This window comes from Pedobacter borealis DSM 19626 (assembly GCF_000708285.2).
GTDB lineage: Bacteria > Bacteroidota > Bacteroidia > Sphingobacteriales > Sphingobacteriaceae > Pedobacter > Pedobacter borealis.
The window spans coordinates 1-17,935 of the sequence record NZ_JAUG01000011.1 but is presented as its reverse complement, the minus strand read 5'-3'; the positions used below and the strand labels follow the sequence as shown (position 1 = coordinate 17,935).

Sequence of the window (17,935 nt, the reverse complement as noted above, 5' to 3'; positions counted from 1 at the left end):
GATTTTGTCTTAAAACTCAATGTTTAAACCTAGTGTAAACTGTCTTGGAGAAGGATAACCTCCCGAATCATCTCTACCTAAACTGGTTACATTTTCAGGGTTTGGCCCAGAATAGCGCGTTATAAAACCAAGGTTAGCCGCAGTAGCGTTTATACTTACCCTGTTCATTCCGAACTTGCTTGTAAAGTTTTTATTAAAGATGTAATACACTTTAACTGAATTTAATTTAAAGTAAGAACCATCTTCCTGAAATGCGGTTTGGTTAAGTCTAAATGGATCGATAATTTTTGAACGCAAAAAGTCTAAAGGATTACCATAGGTAGCCACATCACCAGCTGAGCGCCAATAATTAAGCTGATCTAGCGGCACTAAACTACCTGAAGCATATGGCAGATAATAGTTACGTAGTTGGTTAGCTAATGGGTTATTAAGAATATCACGGATCAAAGTAAATGAAGTATTTACCTCTAAACTCCAGTTTTTCCATTGTAGGTAAGATGTTATACCTCCGGTTACCTGAGGCTGCGAGTTACCTGCAATCACCCTATCATTACCATCAAGCACATAATTTCCATCCAGGTCGGTAAAAATAGGATCGCCCGCCTTGAAATAATTTAGGCGGCCAGTACCTCCTACGCGATAAGGTAAACCCGTATTTGGATCAACAGGAACCTGACCACTGGTAGAATAAACACCTTTTGTATTGAATAGATAATTAGATAGCGAGTTGGTACCTAAACGGTAATAAGTATCTTGCCCTAAAGCTGCATCATAATATATCAAATCTCTTAAGCCATCAGGCAATTGTGCCAATATTTCCCTGTTAATTGCAAAATTCGCAGATATTGTCCATTTAAAGGGGCTATTTGGGCTTAATGGACGAGCGGTTGTCTGAAATTCCCACCCATAGTTTACGTTACTGATCTCATTAGAGGCAATACTTCCAAATGAATTGGTGCTTGAAATATTCTTGTATCTGAAAATATTATCATTTTGTTTATAATAGGTATCAAAATTGATTGTGAAACGGTTTTGGAACAAGGCAAAATCAACACCAGCATTATAAGTGGTTGCTCTGGTAGGCTGCAAATCCAAATTTGGAAGTCTTCCCAAATCCAATATAACCGAACTCGCATTATTATAACGAGGTCCACCAAAATATTTACCATACGCATCAAAAACACCTCCAACCGGCTGTATGTTAGAACCATAACTTAAACGGATATCTGCATAATCAACCCATTTAATATTATCCATAAACTTTTCTTTGTTAAAGTTCCATTTTAAAGCTATGGATGGGTTGCCAATGTAACGGGCGTTTTCGCCATTTGCAGAGTTAGCATCTAAACGGTAATTAAGGTCTAACACATATTTTTGACGGTAGTTATAAGAAAATGCACCAGCGAAGGCTACACTTCTATTGTCCGTATAATCTATAGTTCCGCCCAACGAGGTTACGTAATTGGACATATTGGTTAGCGGTCCCCTTAACTGATCGTTCACTCCCCTTTCATTCAAAATCGCGTCAGCTTTAAAAAAGCTTGAGTTGATCTCTGTAAAAGCAAATAAATTGAACGTGTGCGAATCTTCTCCGGCAGCATCCTTTATGCCATATACGTATGAAAACTGGTTACGGTTGTATAGTTTAGTAGCACGGTCGTTATAAGTATAATATTGCGATTGATTCCCGTTTAATGCAGCAGGCGAAAAATTATCCTTGGTATTAGAACCATTGGTATAGTTTAAAAAGGTAGCAATCCTAAAATTCCTAAAAACCTCATATTCTGCATTAATAGTGGCGAAGGTCTGTAATGATTTATTATCGTTATCAGTCCCTAGCTGTGCCAATAAACCACTTTGCGCCGAATACAATGATGGCGAGGGTAGTAAAGTAGAGGCAGAACCTGTTGCAGCAAGACCACTATTTAACAGTCCATTGCCACTTCCAGTCTGTTGTTTTTGAATGGAATTCTGCAACTGGCCAACCAATTTAAATTTAGGCGTTGGATTGTACTGCATGTTCATATTGAGGTTATACCTAGAGTAACCAGTATTTTGCTGTATCCCAGTTTCATCATAAGCCCCCAAACCTACTTTATAGTTAAAAGCTACATCTCCACCCGAAATACTCACATTATGACTTTGGTTAAATGTATTTCTATAAAAATAGGATTGCCAATCGGTTGAATTATTATAATAAGCATTCAAACTATCAGCTAAAAGTGGCGAAGAGTTGATCATATCAACCGCATGGTTATAAGTACTATCGTTCTGCAAAATCTGCAGAATACGCAGTTCGCGTTCACCTCTACCACCTATTACCGTACGTAACTGTGGCACCAACGAGAAAAATGAAGCGCCGTTATAACGTACTACAGGCACTTTAGAACTACCGCGTTTAGTAGTAACCAAAATTACACCATAAGCTCCTCTCGATCCGTACAATGCAGTAGCAGCAGCATCTTTTAAAGTAGTAATGTCTTCTATATCTTCCGGTGGAATTTGTGAAATTGGCGATACACCTGGACCAGCTTGTTGGAAACCATACGAATAATTGGTATTGTCATCAACAGGTACCCCATCAATTACAAACAAAGGTGAAGTTGGCGTTAAGAAACTAGAACTTCCTGAACCCGACACGTTAATATTCGAAATACCACGTAAGGTAATAGAGCCCCTGAAACCCGGTGCTCCTGTATTGTTCTGTATATTAAGACCAGCTACTTTACCCTGTAATAGCGACATTACATCACTTGCAGGCTGACCCTGAATATCCTTACCCGAAATACTCACCGTAGAACCTGTAGATAAGGTTCTGGTTTTAGTTTGGTACCCAGCAGTAATCTTTACTTCGTCAAGGGTAGCATTATCGCCCTGTAAGGTAATATTAATGGTGGTTCTATTATTTACCTTTATGGTTTGTGTGATGTAACTTAAATATTTAAAGGTAATTTCTGCATTTGATGCAACAGTTACCCTAAAACGTCCGTCTCCATCAGTTTGGCCTAAAACCTTGCCACTGCTTAGAATACTTACGCCAGGCATGGTTTCTTTCTTTTTCGATTCGCCATCATAAACCGTACCTGTAACCGCAATTTGCTGCTGTGCAAGGGCAAGATTGTGCAAACCAAAAATCAATAAAATTACTATACTGTAAAAATACTTCATTGGAAATATATTTTGTTTTGATTTAGTTAGTTTCATCAGTCGTTATCAAATTTTGGTTTGTCATTCTTAAACTGAAAGATGATTTCCCAATCACCCTCTTCATAAATTTTGAAATTTAACGCCAGATAGCAGTGGAGTAAAACAGCACCAAATGCCTGTCTATCAAACCTAAACACTACCCTAGCCGCACCGCCATCTGTTGTAGTGTATTTTGTAGGGTATGCAGTTAATGGAATAGGATAAGCCACATCAAATTTCACTTTGGTGGCATCTTTTACCATATTAAACCCATGTACCAGGTTGCCCCAATCGGTTAGTGCAAACTTATTTGGATCGATAACCTGAGCCAAAGTATCTACAAACTTAAAACTGATGCTATGACCGGAATACCCCGGCAAGCCTTTTGGCAGTTTATTAAATACTACACGCACATCCCCTGATGATAAAAATTGATTGGTTTTAACACCTGAAATAAACAATCCTGATGGGCTCACAGAGGTGGATGTTCCCTGTCCTGTTACCGGATCGAGTGGCGATGGCTCATAAGGGCGTTCGCGCAATGGGCTAAGACGGAAATTCTGAAAATATTTTCTACCTCCGGTATTAGACATTTCTACATTGAAAACATAACCAGAATCTGGCTGTGCTTTAATCATATTAGAGTTGGCCTCTGCCCACATCAAAAACTCGCCAGAATGTGGACGTACTTCAAATAACGGGTGGTTTTCGATTACGCGTTTCGCTTCAATTTCTGCAAGCGATTTCTCTGTACCATCATAAGCGGTTTTCCATACCTTTACAGGGAACAGCTTGGTTAGTTCGGGTGCAGGATCACCACCAAAGGTCCGCATGTTTACAATTTTAAAATCTAATGGTCTGCTTGAGTTACCATAGGTAAAATTGTTGGTAAACAAGGTATTTCTACCCAAAATGGGTTGATAAAAAAACTGTGTATACTGACTATCGTTTGCGATAGACAATCTATTATCAGGTAAATTTTTCTTACACGATACTAACATGAGCATCATTCCCGATAGCATTACAAGTGTGCTAAGCAAGTATTTATTTGTTTTTATCTTCATAAGGCTATTGATCTAATCTGTACGTAAATTCATCAAATCCAAAACTGTGCAGTGGGGTTAAGATGTTAATGGTAGCATTATTGGTTTTAATATTAACCGCATTGGTGGTGGTAGTTACCCAGTTAAGCCGAATAGTTGAGCCGAACATATCGCTGTATTCGAGTGTTGTGGCTCCCCCACCAACAAAACCTGATGCATCTGCTTTTATCGCTTTAACGTGCATAGGATAGCTAGAATCTATCGCAGTTACCGAAATGCCATCAACAGTACTGGCATAGACAGAGGTACTTAAGTTGCCCCTCACAATATACTTTGAGAGCATAAACTCCAGCTCTACCGGATCTGCAGTTTTTAAATAAATAGGTGTTCTTCCGCCCGCTTTTCTAATCTGGTTTAAATACTTAACCGATGCTGCAAAATTTTCGTTTACCGGCGCAAACAAGGTTACCTTTTGATTGGTTAATGAATCTTTCAAGGCAGGAAAACGATCCAGTACCAATAAAAGCGAATCAAAAGTATTGGGTTTCGATTTCAAATAATCCATCGCCGTTCCTTTATAAGTCTGTACCGTATTGGTATAATCGTAATAAGGAGAATCGTTTTTTTTGCAGGCACTTAAATAAATACCCATTACCCCCATTAGTAATAACAAGCTATGTTTATATAATTTCTTTTTCATGATCTTCTTAATTGATTATTGCCAGTATGGATTTTGGGTAACCGTTGGATTGGCATTGATTACATCTTGCGATACTGGCCAGTAAATACCACCACCATTCTCGAACTGCCTGAATGTGAGCGGCGTGCCATTTTTCTTAATGAAAGTTCCGGTTGAATTTTTAATCCTGTTATAACGTACAATATCATACCATCTCCAACCCTCTCCCATCAATTCTCTTCTCCGTTCCTCAAAAATGGCATCAATTAAATCCTTGCCCGAAGCCGGATCATAGATAATCGGCCCCCTTAAATTTGCAGCTTTATTTAAGGCTGAAATGGCCTCACTGCGCTGCCCAAGTACCGCACAGGCTTCGGCCCTAAGGAGGGTAATTTCCTCTATACGGCTAAATAACATGGTCGAACTAAATAAGGTTAAATCACCAGAGGTTTGGGAAGGGTAAATAACTTTGATCTTGTTAAAAATAGGTTGCTCAGAAGTGAAATTGTAAAAGTAATTCGTACGATATAAACCAGTAGCAGGGTTAATACTGAATCTTAAATCCCTTGGATCGGTAAATATTTTAAGAATGCTGTCTTTTGTAACGAACATTTCTGGTTGTGCTTTAGGAATAAACGGCGAGGCTAGCGTTAATTGCTCGATATGGCCATTGGCCGTTGATAATCCGCTACCCGCCTCGAACGGAAAACCTACCAGTACAGTTGCGCGCTTAAAGCCAAATGGACTGTAATAATTCAGGTTTTCGGTTAGGGCATCCATTTCTAAATAAACAATTCCGTTTGAACCACTTCCGTTAGATCTGGTATAATTATCTAATACAAACTTCGAATAAGCTGCTGCATCCAGATAATTTCCCTGCCAGGCAGCAATGTGTGCAAGAATAATATATGCCGATAATCTGGTAAAAATGTTTCCATTCCAGGTTGCCCAGCCCACACCATAATAAAGACCCGGAAGGATTGGATCATCACCTCCATATTTAAAAGGCACCACTTGAGCCGCAGCCAATAACTCGGCAGTAGCAAACTGTAAAACCTTATCTTTACCTGTTCTTGGCAGCTTAATAAAATCGCCATCGTGTGATGAAGTTAACAAGGGCACATCGCCCCAAATCCTCACCATATAAAAATAGGCAAATGCCCTTAGTATCCTGGCCTGCGCTACGTCTACATTATTGTTTATTGAGGTATAACGCGTATCTAAAGGTACTATCTGTTTAGAGCGTTCGATAAATAAACTTGCTGCATTAATTACAGCATAAAACCTGCGCCAATTAGTAATACGGTTAATTACAGGGTATTGTGCATTTAGTTGTCCGCTCACGATAGACTTTAAATCGGCCCTGTTGGTAATGGTGAAATCACCTTGTCTTAAATCGCCCATTAACCAATGTGTATTGTCAGAAACAGTAGCCGAACGCATCAGACCGTAAACTGAAAGTAAGTTTGCTCTTGCATCCTCAAGTGTTTTCCAGTTGGTTTCTTCAGTAGCTAATCTTGTTGATTTTACATCATCAATTTTCTTACAGGAGAAATTGCCGATACCAACCAAGCTTAGTATTAAAGCAAGGGTAACCGTCCTGTAGATACTAATTTTATAATTAGAATAATTCATATCAATAATGGTAATATTTTATAAATCCAGTTTGAAGCCAAAAACAAATGTTCGTGGAATAGTGATGTTTGCGCCGTCGTAAATTCCGTTGTAATTGATCAGTTCTGGGTCAGCCCCCGAAAAATCTGTTAATGTAAACACGTTTAAGGCGGTAGCATATAAATAAGCTCTTCTAAATTTTCCGCCAGCTTTTTTAAAGAAGCCTGCTTTACTAAAATCGTAACCCAGCGTTATCGATCTTAATTTAACATAAGATGCATTCTCTAAAAACAAGTCTTGGTCGGTACGGTAAGCGTCTACCGAGCTCCATGGATTGTATATTGGATAATTTTTCTCGCTATCAATAGATTGCCAAGAAGATACTTCTTTAACCGAGTTAATGTCATTTCCTGCTTCGCGGTTTACAAAACCATAACGGGTTGCCTCGTATTGATTAATTGCTTTTTGCCCGGCAGCGAAAATAAAATTGAAGTTTAGATCGAAGTTTTTATAAGCTAAAGTATTGTTCCAGCCACCAATAAATTTTGGTAATCTATCGCCGGTTAATATTTTGTCTTTACTGTCTATTCTATTATCGTTGTTATAATCAACCCATTTTGGGTCGCCAGCTTTTAAAGGAATACCATTAAAGGTTCTGCCTGCAGGCACTTCTGCATCGCTATTATAAATACCTTGATTGGTATATAACCAATAACTGCCAACCGATTTACCTACCTCTAGTTTATTGTCGTTCTGATAAATTAATTCTGTTAAACCTTCTGGCAAAGCCGATAATTTATTTTTATTATAACTCAGGTTTAAACCTGTATTCCAATTGAAACCGTTCTTTTTTTGTAAAACAGATCCATTAACCAAAAGCTCAATACCTTTGTTGTTAATGTTCATGCCCGATTTATATTGGGTATTATAACCTGTTTCAACGGCTACTGGTAAACCGATTACGTTATTCTTATCCTCGCGGTTGTATACGGTTAATGCGGTATTGATGCGGCTGTTCAAAAACGAAGCATCTAAAGTTACGCTAGTTCTATCCGCAAATGGCAAACTAATGTTGTAACCAATAAAACCACTGTTATATGGACGGTTAATGCCCAACAGGCCACCATATCCTGGTATTGTTGGCTCTTCTTCCCATCCGTTTTCTGAACGGTACTGAGGTCCTGCAGCAAAACGGTCATCCTGAAAAATCCTCAAAGTCCTACCCCAGGCAGCACTTAAATGTAGTGCATCGATAGCTTTATTACCTTTTAAAAACTGTTCTTTTAAATTCCAGTTGGTACTAAATGCCGGTGTAGTTACCCAACGGCTATCTGGTTGACCATTTGACGCCCCATCTCTTCTTATCAGCGCGTTTAGCGTAAACAAGTTTTTATAAGCATATTTAGCAGAACCGTAAACCGACATTAAATTATTACGCTCTTTATCGATATACCTGAATACATAAAAAGCGTTTTTAGCCAATACGTTTAAGTAATCTGGGTTATCAGTCCCATTTTTGGTTGGGTTTCCATCTACAAAAGATAGCTTTACATAATCGTTAGGGCCATTGTAAGCTCTTGCATAGTTATATTTGTAGGTGTCGCCTTGTAAACTTTGGCCAAGTTCAAAATCAATCACATGATCTTTATTAATATCATATTTATAGCTAATGTTATTGTTGATAGAAACCCTTTGACTATATCCAAAATAATTAGAGATATAACTTATACCTGCCAATAAAGTCGAAGGAATAAAATAATCCCTGATTCCTTCATTGTAATTAAATAGGCCACTGGTTGATATAACCAGTTTGTTAACTTTGGCACTTAAGGTTAAACTTCCATTTAATACTGTAGAACGGTTGTTATCTACATTTCTATCGTTTTGAGTTAAATATGTTGCGTAAGAATCAGCATTTGGAGAAAGCGGACTACTTAAATCGGGTATATAACGTGTTTCGGCAAAACGATCGCGCAAACTTTTGTTTCTTGTCCGATCTAAACGAGCGGTGTTAACGGTGCTTGATACGGTAAGCCATTTAAAAGGAGCCATATTTATTCCGAAGAACAGATTGTAACGGTTAATATCCGTATCATCTGCATTTCCTGCATTTCTTGTTCCAGAGCCAAAGAACCTAAAATTTGCTCTTTCTGTACCTCCGGTAATGCCTAAATCAGCAGAAAATGTTGGTGTATTCTGGTAATATAAATCAGTCCAGTTTGAAGGGCCAAAATAAGCCACATTGGTAGAATCCCTTAAATAAGAAGCAGGATTGCCAGCTGGATTATATTTTTGATAAAACTGGTTTCTAAAATTGTTTTCGTAAACACCATTAACAGTATTTACCTGTGGAGCAGTTACATAACCAAAATAAGTATTTAAACTAATATCCCTAAGTCCGGCCTTAGCATTTTTGGTGGTAATATATATGGCACCATTCGCAGCATTTGGACCAAGTTTGGCCAATTCGAAAGGATCTTTAATTACTGTGATAGACTGTATATTATTGATATCTATCTGCGATAACAAATTGGTTGCAGGGCCAATCCTATTGTAATCGTACTTTTGCACATCAAAAGCAAAAGGGTTATCAGCTACCAATGGCACGCCATTTAAATAAACTGCCGGCTGGAGTGCATAAATATCTTTTTTTGTAAACAATTGCCCGGAAGCTCCTTGTATAATAATGCTTTGCTCAGTACCAGGTTCGCCATTTGGCTCCTGTACATAAACGCCAGCCAAATTACCTTTAACAATTTGCTGTAATGACAAATTAGGAACAGGTGTTGAGGAACGGATGTTAATCGTATCGCGTACCGTTGTAAATTTCTGCATTGCTCTAATCATTTGACCAATTGTATCGGTTTTAATGGAATAGGCGGACGAATCTTTTTTAGCTTTAGTCGTATCTTGTTGAAAAACAAAATAACTGCCGTTAGCCATTTTAAGGTATGCCCCGTGGGCATATAAAGATTGCGATCCAAAAACAGATAAAAACAAGGCAATACAAACGCTTGTATAAATTTTAACCATTTTATTAGTTTAATTAAAAGTTTAAGTGTTTAAAGAAGAAACTCGATTGGTAAAATACAGTTAAGAAATTATCTCGATTTGAAATTTTGGGCAAAGTAATGCCTGAAGACAAAAAGTAAAATTTTTGATCATGGGATATGGTTTAAGATTGATTAATATTAATTCTTAATGCAACCTAACTTGCATAAGAATAATTAGTTTTTGTTTGCTTGTTTGTTATATACCTTGGTTAGAGGTTATTTGGTTATTTTATTTATTCTTTGTTTTCTTACTAGTTGACAAGATTCTTTTTTGCTCGTAATAGTAAAATAAAATATCGGCTAGTTATGATTTGTTAATGCAAGGTATATATTAAGAAAGTTGTTTTTTATTTTTTCTTAACGCAAACGTTTGCTTAAAAAAAGGAGTAAAATAAAACTATATGTTTATTAATTGCTTAAGCACAAGCTACTAAGAAGTAGATTTCTACCCTTACACTAGAAAATATTCTTCCCGATAATAAACTTACCAGCAAAACCAAAAAACAACATTTACATGCTGTTCAAAAATTAACTTATACCAACCACATTTTGATTAAAGTACAAGTATTCAAAATTCTCCAATATCGCTAAAATTGTATTAGAAAAAAGACACCAGTTAAAATGAGCGCAAACGTTTGTTTTTTCTCACAAAACAAGCCGCAACACTACGTTAGGCAATTTTTTTTCTTTAAAAACAATTAAATCAAGCATATTATTTTTAAGTAATTTCTGTTCTGAATTACGAAAGAAATCAAACATCAACCTAATAAATTATTTTTCAAAAAACTGTTGTTTACTATTTTTAAAACAGTAAATCATAAACCGTTTTACTAACTGTATTTTTTGTAGAAACAGTACAAACTGACTTCATAAATGAGACTTATTTTAGTACAGCGTTCCTGTGATCAGGAATACATGAAACTATGCAGAAAATTTTATTAAGCAAACTTATTCTCTACTAAAACACGCTTCAATACCGCCTCCGATGCGGCTTCACAGAAATCGATTCCGGAATAATCGGGGTTATAACCACCAATGTACGGAACGGCCATAATATAGATTCTTTCATTCGCCTGCCCCGCTTCATTAACCACCTGAAAATGATCGTTGATGGTAATGCCAGGCACAGTTAAAAAGTAAGTATTACCTTTCTTTATCACTAAATCATTATGCTTCATTTCTGCTTTTCCGATCTTAGCAGACTGGAACTGCAACATGGCCGGACTAACTGTTCCATTCTTGATTAAGCTTTTAAATGGAAAATCATCGAAAGAAAGATGCGGCTGACCAACACAATCGATAAAGGTATCGAAGTGAACGGTAACTTTCTTATCGTCCAGCTTATAATGATAATCGGCCCCGCCCGTTTTTAACGGTTCTACTTCAGCATGATCTCCAACGGCAACAATGCTTAACACACCAGCATCATGAAGTGCTAATAATTCTCTGCACGAGCTTTGAGGTACAAATGCAATTACAATAGAAATTAAGGGCATCAATACCTTTTGGAGTCGCTCCATATCTTCAGCGGAAAGGTATTTGGCAGGATAATTCATCGCAAAGCTTAAAACGGCTAAAGCTTCTTTCCAATAAATAGATTTCCGCTTTTCTATAGATTTTTCTGCCTCTTCGTATTCTTTCTTAAAAAGATCGAAGGGTTCTATTTTTTCTCTAAATGCCATCATGGCCTCCACAAACTCCTCGAGGTTCATTTCTTTAATCTGCTCATAAAAAACAGGATCTTTTTCAATAAACATTTCCTTGAAATTCTTTTCAAATACAAAATCCAAGGGTAAAAATCCTCCGTTTTTAGTTATACTCGCCTGGATTTCGGCTTTGCTGAGCGTTTCTTCCTTTCCTAAATGCGAATCTTCCAAATGAAAGCGAATAGCAGGTAATAAACCACTGCGCGAATGCATTACAATTTTAAAACCCTCGCTTTCTAAATGATAGGCATAGGTTCCATCTTCATTGTCTGTAAACTTTCCATTTTGCCGTGCCAGCGTTCTTAAGGCATCAATCGCCGTTAATGATGAACCCATAATGCCTACAGCGTGGTTAAGTTTTAACGCTATTTTTTTAGGTGGGTATGGAGAATCGAAATAATTGGGAATCCTGCCCTCATATTTTTTTGGCCAATTGTGCCCGGTACAGATAATAACCTGATCGAAATAAAGTTTATCATGATTTTGAACACATACGGCCACTGCATTGTCACCAGGAACATCAATAATATCTTCTACAATGCAATTTAAGTGGGCATTGGTTTTGATTCCTTTTTTAGCTGCAACTTTTTTCAGGAGATTAAACTGAGCAGATAAGTATTCACCAAAAAATAGCCTGGGCAATACCTTGTACTCGTTAAATTTCTCTTCGCTGATGTTAAACTTTTTTAAAACCGCTTTAGGTGCTATTTTAACCCAATCTTCTATAGAATTAAAAATGATCGGAATTTCATTATCGGATACATTAGTAATGTGTTCTACATTAGCCCCTTCGGCACTATAAGGCATACCCGCCCCTAAATAGTCTTTGCGCTCGAAGATCTCTATTTCGAAGCTGGTGGCTTTAGACTCAATTAATCTTTTGTACATGAACAGACCACTGGGTCCTCCACCTATAATGGCAATTCTTTTGTTTGCAGTAGCTGTATTCATTTATTCTTGACGCGTTTTATTTAGGTGGCGAAAATAGCAGGTGATAACCTGTAGGTGATATAATCTTAAAAAAGCGAAATTGTTTTGCCTTTTTACCACAGAAACACGGAATAATTGTCCTAGTTGTCTTCCCGAGGGTTAATTTATCGTATAAGAATCAATATAAGCGATGAGGAATCGTCCTTGCGAAGCCAATTTTTCATTGGATGAAGCAATCTTAATGCGGTCTCTATAACACATATATCTATAAATTAAAGATTCTTCACTGCGTTCAGAATGACAGCAGAAAGAACTTCGGCATCTAGCATCGTGTTCCCTGCCCTTCCTCTTTATGTTCTCTGTGGTTAAAAGAAGATGTAAAATCACAAACCAATTCTGATTAATGCTGTTAAAAGAAAAGGCAAGCAATTAAATATGGACGAACAGCAACCTAAACTATACATGATTTTATTGGGATCGAAAGCACCGAAAAGAAATGTAGAACAGCACGATTATTTCTTCGGCATTGCCCATTCGCTTAAAGCACTTGTTCCCGAAATTAAAGCTTTTTGGCCCGAAGCTGGAACCAGTGTACATATAGATGGCTGGAGGGAAGTGAATAAGGTCGATAATTATGAAATCAACATCAAATTAAGAGAGAACCATACTACCCTTTCTGCTAATAAACTATTTTTCATTAACCTTGGTGGCTACCAATCGAACCAACTATACGAACAACATTATATTGTTTTATCTGTTCATGATGAAAGGGCCAAGGCTATACAGGAGGCGAAGAAAACGGTATTCTTTAAAACCAATTCGATAAAAGGCGCCAATGCCCACATCGATAAAAAGTATGGCATTGATGTAGATGATATTTATAAAATTGAAGATATTTTAAGCGAAGAATCAAAAAAAAAATACCATATCGAAATAAAAACATCTTCAGGCGATTTACCTGAAGATGAAATTCATTTGGGTTATTTTAAACTAGATAAACTTTAATTGAGTTATTTTTTCGACAGTTTTTTTAACCATGCCACTACATCAGCAGCCGCTTTATCATTTTCGAAACCCATTTCTTTTGGTAAACGTCCGTTAACATATTCGTCATATAACCATGGATCGGCAATGGCAATTACTGTTCCTTTACCATATTTAGCCGAAGCAATAACCGTTGCATTAGCCGCATTTTTCAAAACCGATTTTGCACCATTCTTGGTTTCAATGGAGCAAATATCTTTCATAAATATTTTCTGCGCCGTTTTAAATACTGGATTGTTTTTGGTTGAAATGGCACCATCTTCAAAATGTTTATCATCAATAACATGGTTTTGCATCTCATTGCTAAAGTGCATACCAAATACATGGGCAAGTTTATTAAAGTGTGGCAACTCTACGTTTGCACTATCATTCGCAAACATCACCAATACGCCTCCTTGCTTTACCCATGCCGAAATTTCGGCAATGTCTTTAGCCTCGATATAATTAGGTTTTGGATTTTCTTTTGGTCGATCAGGATCTACAATTAGATATACATCAGTTCCTTTTAACTTGGCTGCAGTAGGAGCCGTTTCTAAAGAATCTAACTTAAAGCCTTGTTTCTTAAAGATCTTTCCTAAAATAAAGAAATTCCCATAATCGCTTTTGCCCCATAAATAATGAAAGCGCTCTACCTCCCCCGCTTTATTTTTTCGGGTTTCGCGATTAAAAAAATAATCTAAAGTAACGGTTTGTGCACTCGCCAGAACAGATGAGCAGATTAAAATAGAAAGTGTGCAAACTCTAAAAAGTATTTTCATAAAATATATCGGGTTAAATTGTGAATATCAATAACCCAAAAGTATAAAATTTAACTATAATGAAATTGCTATAATCAACGTTATAGGCATAATTAACTACAAAACTTACTCAACGTAAAGCTAAATTGATTTACTACAACAAAAAAAATACCGTGCCGCCCTTAAAATCAATATAACAGGTTTAGAGCCAATGCAGGTAATCTTGCTCTCCATCATTCTTTTTCTTGTTTACTTTAAGGCGCTTTTTGTACAAAGCCACTAAAAAGAAAGCAATTATCAGAAAGGTAGCGCCTATCTGCGCTATACCTTCTACATCGAGATCGAACATATCGTTTGTTTTATAGGTTTAACTATTAATTTATTACCTGTTCTCCCTTCGCCGTTATGGCCACCGGGCTACTCGCCATAAATCCCTGAGGGATCTTAGGTGCTATCCAGGTAGATTTGGGCGGCAAAAACTCACCCTTTTCTGCAGTGGTAATAAATGCATCCGCTGTCATCGGAAAAAGAGAAAAACCAATTGACGCATCGTGATTCAGCGCTTCAAGAAATTGAGACCATTTGCAATCCGGAAAGCAGACTAGTCTTTCGTCTTCCTTTGGTTTATTGATACCCAGCACGGCCGACAGGATTTTATCTTGTAAAATCACCGTATCTGGCACTTCTGACAATGCAATAGAAGCTTTATTTAAATCCAATTGGTACCATTCGCCTTTAAAACAAAGGCCTAACCTATTCTTCTGATCAGGTTTATAAGCTTTGTTATTGGAAATTTTGGAGATATAATAATACGCTTTCAGTTTTTCCATCAGCAGCGAATAAGAAATATCTACACCCGAAACCATTCTGTGAAAGGCACCTATCGAAATTACATCGGCAGAAACAAATAGCGAACTGATCTGCTGAACTGTGTTTTTCTGCAACGAACAGGCTACTTCCAAACGATGATGACCATCGGCAAGGTAAACCGCATGAAGTTTCATAAACGCTTCTACAAATTTTTCAATAACATCTTCTTCCAAAACCTGATAAAGAAAATGTCCCATCTGCGACCATTCGCTTGCTAAAGGTTCACGCGTACGCACCACAAAATCAATAAGCGCATCTAAAGTTTTATCTTTTTTATGGACCAATAAGATCGGCGATTTTTGCGTTGCTTTATTTGTTCGATCTATTTTAAGTGATTCTACTTTCGACGATACCGTTTCTTCGTGTCTTTTTATTGCATTTACTGGTGTTTGAGAGAGATCGGTAGCTGCCCAAATTCCCCTCATTACACCAAATTCGCTACGGAACTCGTAAACATAAATAGCAGGCCGATCATCCAAAGGACATCCGAATAGATTAAGCAGGTCTTCAAACGACAGCTGCTCATTTTTATGCACCTTACCGTTTACCTGATCAGAAATCATCAGATCAAACATGTCTTTACCCGGCTGTAATGCCTTTAATGGAGAGATTTTTATCATCGTTTAACGGATTATTCGAGTTCAAGAACGGTTTTATCACTGTATATTTTTTCAAAACTGGCCATTGCATTTACCAATACTTCAACGCTCGATAATGGAAGCGCATTGTAAAGTGAAGCCCTAAATCCACCAACTGTTCTATAGCCTTTTATACCTACAATTCCCTGATCTGCAGTAAACTTTAAAAACTCGCTTTCTACCTCTTTATTTATGGCCAAGAAAGTAACATTCATTCGAGAACGATGCTCAACATTGGCCGTACCGTTAAAAAGTGGATTGCGGTCTATTTCGGCATATAATAATTTTGCCTTTTCTATATTTCTTTGCTCTATCCCACTTACACCACCCTGGTCTTTCAGCCACAATAAATTAAGCATGGCCACATAAATAGAAAAAACCGGTGGTGTATTGTACATGCTCATATTATCGCGGAATACCCGATAATCAAACATTGATGGGATTTCTTTTTTTGCCTGATTAAGGAATTCATTTTTAGCAATGACCAAGGTCATCCCAGCTGGCCCCATATTCTTTTGCGCTCCTGCATAAATAAGATCAAAATCGGTGATGTTAATTTTTCTGGAAAAAATATCTGATGACATATCGCATATCAAAGGCGCACCGGCAGTAGGGAAATCAAATATTTCTGTCCCCTCAATCGTATTATTTGAAGTACAATGCAGGTATGCAGCTTGCTTATCGTTATTAAACTCAACCGGGATATAAGCATAATCTTTATCTTTCGAAGAAGCCACGATCTCTACTTCGCCAAACAATTTGGCCTCTTTAATGGCTTTTTGTGCAAAATACCCAGTATCAAGATAAGCAGCTTTTTTTCCTTCACTCAAAAAATTCATCGGAACCATAGCAAATTGTGTACTGGCCCCACCCTGTAAAAAAAGTACCGAATAGTGATCGGGAACAGACAATAACTCGCGCACCAAAAGCTGGATTTTAAGTACCACATCTTCAAATTCTGGTGATCGATGAGAAACTTCTAAAATAGATAAACCCATCCCTGCCCAATTGATTACGGCCTGAGCAGCTTGCTCCATTACAGATGACGGCAATATGCATGGGCCGGCACCGAAATTGTGTTTTTTATGCATGAGAAAAATAATATTCGGTTAAATTAATTACAACGTAAAGATCAGTAGTTAAGCAAATTATACCGCAACAACTTATTTTTTTGGTAAAAATTATTTTTTATCAAACCCTAAACATCCTAAAAGTTTGGTTTGGCATATCAGAAAAATAAGCTGACAGAATATAATTTTTATTTGCACACCATAATTTTTACTATTATTGTAATATATACACTAAGTATGTTTTTAAATAACGAGAATAAATTAACCTAAATATACCTGATTTTAACTATTTTTAGGCTGCACAAAAGCGAACAAAAAAGAAACAATTATACACTAAGTATTTACATGCAACCTCAAAAAGTTGATCAGACTGATATCGAAATCCTAAATCTTTTACAACGTGATGGATTATTAACCTATAAAGAAGTTTCGGGAAAGCTTAGAAAAAGCATGACCCACATTGTAGACCGCATTAAAAAACTGCGGTCAAATGGCTACATCAAATCAACAGTTGCTATTGTAGACATCGATAAACTGAGGTCGCATTTTATAGCCTTTCCGCACATTCAGCTTACCACACATTCAGAAGATATTGTAAGGGCATTTAAGACCGAAATGGAAAAATACCCAGAAGTGATGGAATGTTACCATCTGACAGGACATTTTGATTTTATGCTTAAAGTGGCCATGCCGGATATGGTTTCTTATAACAATTTCCTGAGAGATAATATAGGTGCACTGGCTTATGTTGGAAATATTCAGAGCTTTTTGGTATTGAATCAATCGAAAGCCGAAACGGCTTATGCGTTGTAGACTGGTTAATCAGCAATTTAAGTGTGGCGGCAGATGTTACCATCTGCTGCGATTAAAACTTAATCAATGAATTTTCTAAATCTGTCAGATGGTAACATCTGACAACACGAGAGAAAAATATCACCTTATGTAGGCGTGAAGGCAGATGCTCCTGTCTGCCACCTTTCAGGTTTAGATCATTCATTAATTAAACCTGTCAGATGGTAACATCTGACAGCACGAAAAATAGCCAATTGAAAATTGTCAACTGTTAACTGTTGATCCCCATGGCGTAAAGGATAATATTTACTCCGAATTTGGTATTGTCTTCGGCTAGAAAACGTTTGTTCCTGAAATCGTAATCCCACTCGCAACCATAATCTTTATTGCTATAAAGCACTCCTATCCTTCTTTTTCGATAACTGTTAGAAACAAGCAGGGAACAGGATCGGGCTATGTTGAGCAAGGCTTTAATGATCTCGACAAAATGGATACCCTGGCACTTAGCAAAATTGCAGCAAGCAAAGCCAATGGTTCTGCAATTAAATAACCTGAGTTCGATAATTATTTGCT

13 protein-coding genes are annotated in these 17,935 nt (G+C 37.2%); 2 read left to right on the top strand and 11 right to left on the bottom strand.

The genetic code is table 11. The features are described 5' to 3' along the window. Positions 1–9: 9 nt before the first annotated feature. The 6 genes from AW17_RS05020 to AW17_RS04995 form a co-directional block, all read right to left on the bottom strand. Positions 10–3,168: a SusC/RagA family TonB-linked outer membrane protein gene (locus AW17_RS05020; RefSeq protein WP_029275028.1), complete on the bottom strand. Its 3,159-nt coding sequence runs from the start codon at positions 3,166–3,168 to the stop codon at positions 10–12. A 35-nt stretch (positions 3,169–3,203) separates the two neighbouring features. Next, positions 3,204–4,250, bottom strand: a complete 1,047-nt coding sequence (locus tag AW17_RS05015) for a DUF5007 domain-containing protein (RefSeq protein WP_029275027.1) — start codon at positions 4,248–4,250, stop codon at positions 3,204–3,206. A 4-nt stretch (positions 4,251–4,254) separates the two neighbouring features. Beyond that, positions 4,255–4,929, bottom strand: coding sequence for a hypothetical protein (locus tag AW17_RS05010; protein ID WP_029275026.1), 675 nt, complete (start codon positions 4,927–4,929; stop codon positions 4,255–4,257). A 15-nt stretch (positions 4,930–4,944) separates the two neighbouring features. Further along, on the bottom strand, positions 4,945–6,543 hold the full coding sequence (locus AW17_RS05005; protein ID WP_029275025.1) for a RagB/SusD family nutrient uptake outer membrane protein: 1,599 nt from the start codon (positions 6,541–6,543) through the stop codon (positions 4,945–4,947). An 18-nt stretch (positions 6,544–6,561) separates the two neighbouring features. Further along, positions 6,562–9,555 (bottom strand): SusC/RagA family TonB-linked outer membrane protein, encoded by a 2,994-nt coding sequence (locus AW17_RS05000; protein ID WP_051691641.1) that lies wholly within the window; start codon positions 9,553–9,555, stop codon positions 6,562–6,564. Positions 9,556–10,513: 958 nt separating this feature from the next. Beyond that, positions 10,514–12,232, bottom strand: coding sequence for an FAD/NAD(P)-binding protein (locus AW17_RS04995; protein ID WP_029275023.1), 1,719 nt, complete (start codon positions 12,230–12,232; stop codon positions 10,514–10,516). Positions 12,233–12,646: 414 nt separating this feature from the next. Between AW17_RS04995 and AW17_RS04990 the strand changes: the two genes are divergently transcribed. Beyond that, entirely contained in the window at positions 12,647–13,216 is a 570-nt protein-coding gene (locus AW17_RS04990) for a DUF1543 domain-containing protein (protein WP_029275022.1), read from the top strand. Between the two features lie 5 nt (positions 13,217–13,221). Here the strand turns inward: AW17_RS04990 and AW17_RS04985 are convergent, their stop codons facing one another. The 4 genes from AW17_RS04985 to serC all read right to left on the bottom strand — a co-directional run bounded on the left by AW17_RS04985 (position 13,222) and on the right by serC (position 16,591). Beyond that, complete coding sequence (locus AW17_RS04985) at positions 13,222–14,013, bottom strand: lacto-N-biose phosphorylase central domain-containing protein (protein WP_029275021.1); 792 nt, start codon at positions 14,011–14,013, stop codon at positions 13,222–13,224. A 181-nt stretch (positions 14,014–14,194) separates the two neighbouring features. After that, positions 14,195–14,341 carry a hypothetical protein gene (locus AW17_RS24070; RefSeq protein WP_157280212.1) on the bottom strand — a complete coding sequence of 49 codons (147 nt, stop codon included), beginning with the start codon at positions 14,339–14,341 and terminating at the stop codon, positions 14,195–14,197. Positions 14,342–14,366: 25 nt separating this feature from the next. Continuing rightward, a complete protein-coding gene (locus AW17_RS04980) occupies positions 14,367–15,482 on the bottom strand; it encodes a DUF1015 family protein (protein ID WP_029275020.1) in 1,116 nt (371 codons plus the stop codon). 11 nt (positions 15,483–15,493) lie between these two features. Continuing rightward, positions 15,494–16,591 carry a 3-phosphoserine/phosphohydroxythreonine transaminase gene (gene serC / locus AW17_RS04975; protein ID WP_029275019.1) on the bottom strand — a complete coding sequence of 366 codons (1,098 nt, stop codon included), beginning with the start codon at positions 16,589–16,591 and terminating at the stop codon, positions 15,494–15,496. 324 nt (positions 16,592–16,915) lie between these two features. Between serC and AW17_RS04970 the strand changes: the two genes are divergently transcribed. Next, positions 16,916–17,383: an Lrp/AsnC family transcriptional regulator gene (locus AW17_RS04970; protein ID WP_029275018.1), complete on the top strand. Its 468-nt coding sequence runs from the start codon at positions 16,916–16,918 to the stop codon at positions 17,381–17,383. 250 nt (positions 17,384–17,633) lie between these two features. Here the strand turns inward: AW17_RS04970 and AW17_RS24830 are convergent. Beyond that, positions 17,634–17,935 (bottom strand): DUF4159 domain-containing protein (locus AW17_RS24830; protein WP_036669087.1); only part of this gene is annotated, 302 nt, incomplete at its 5' end.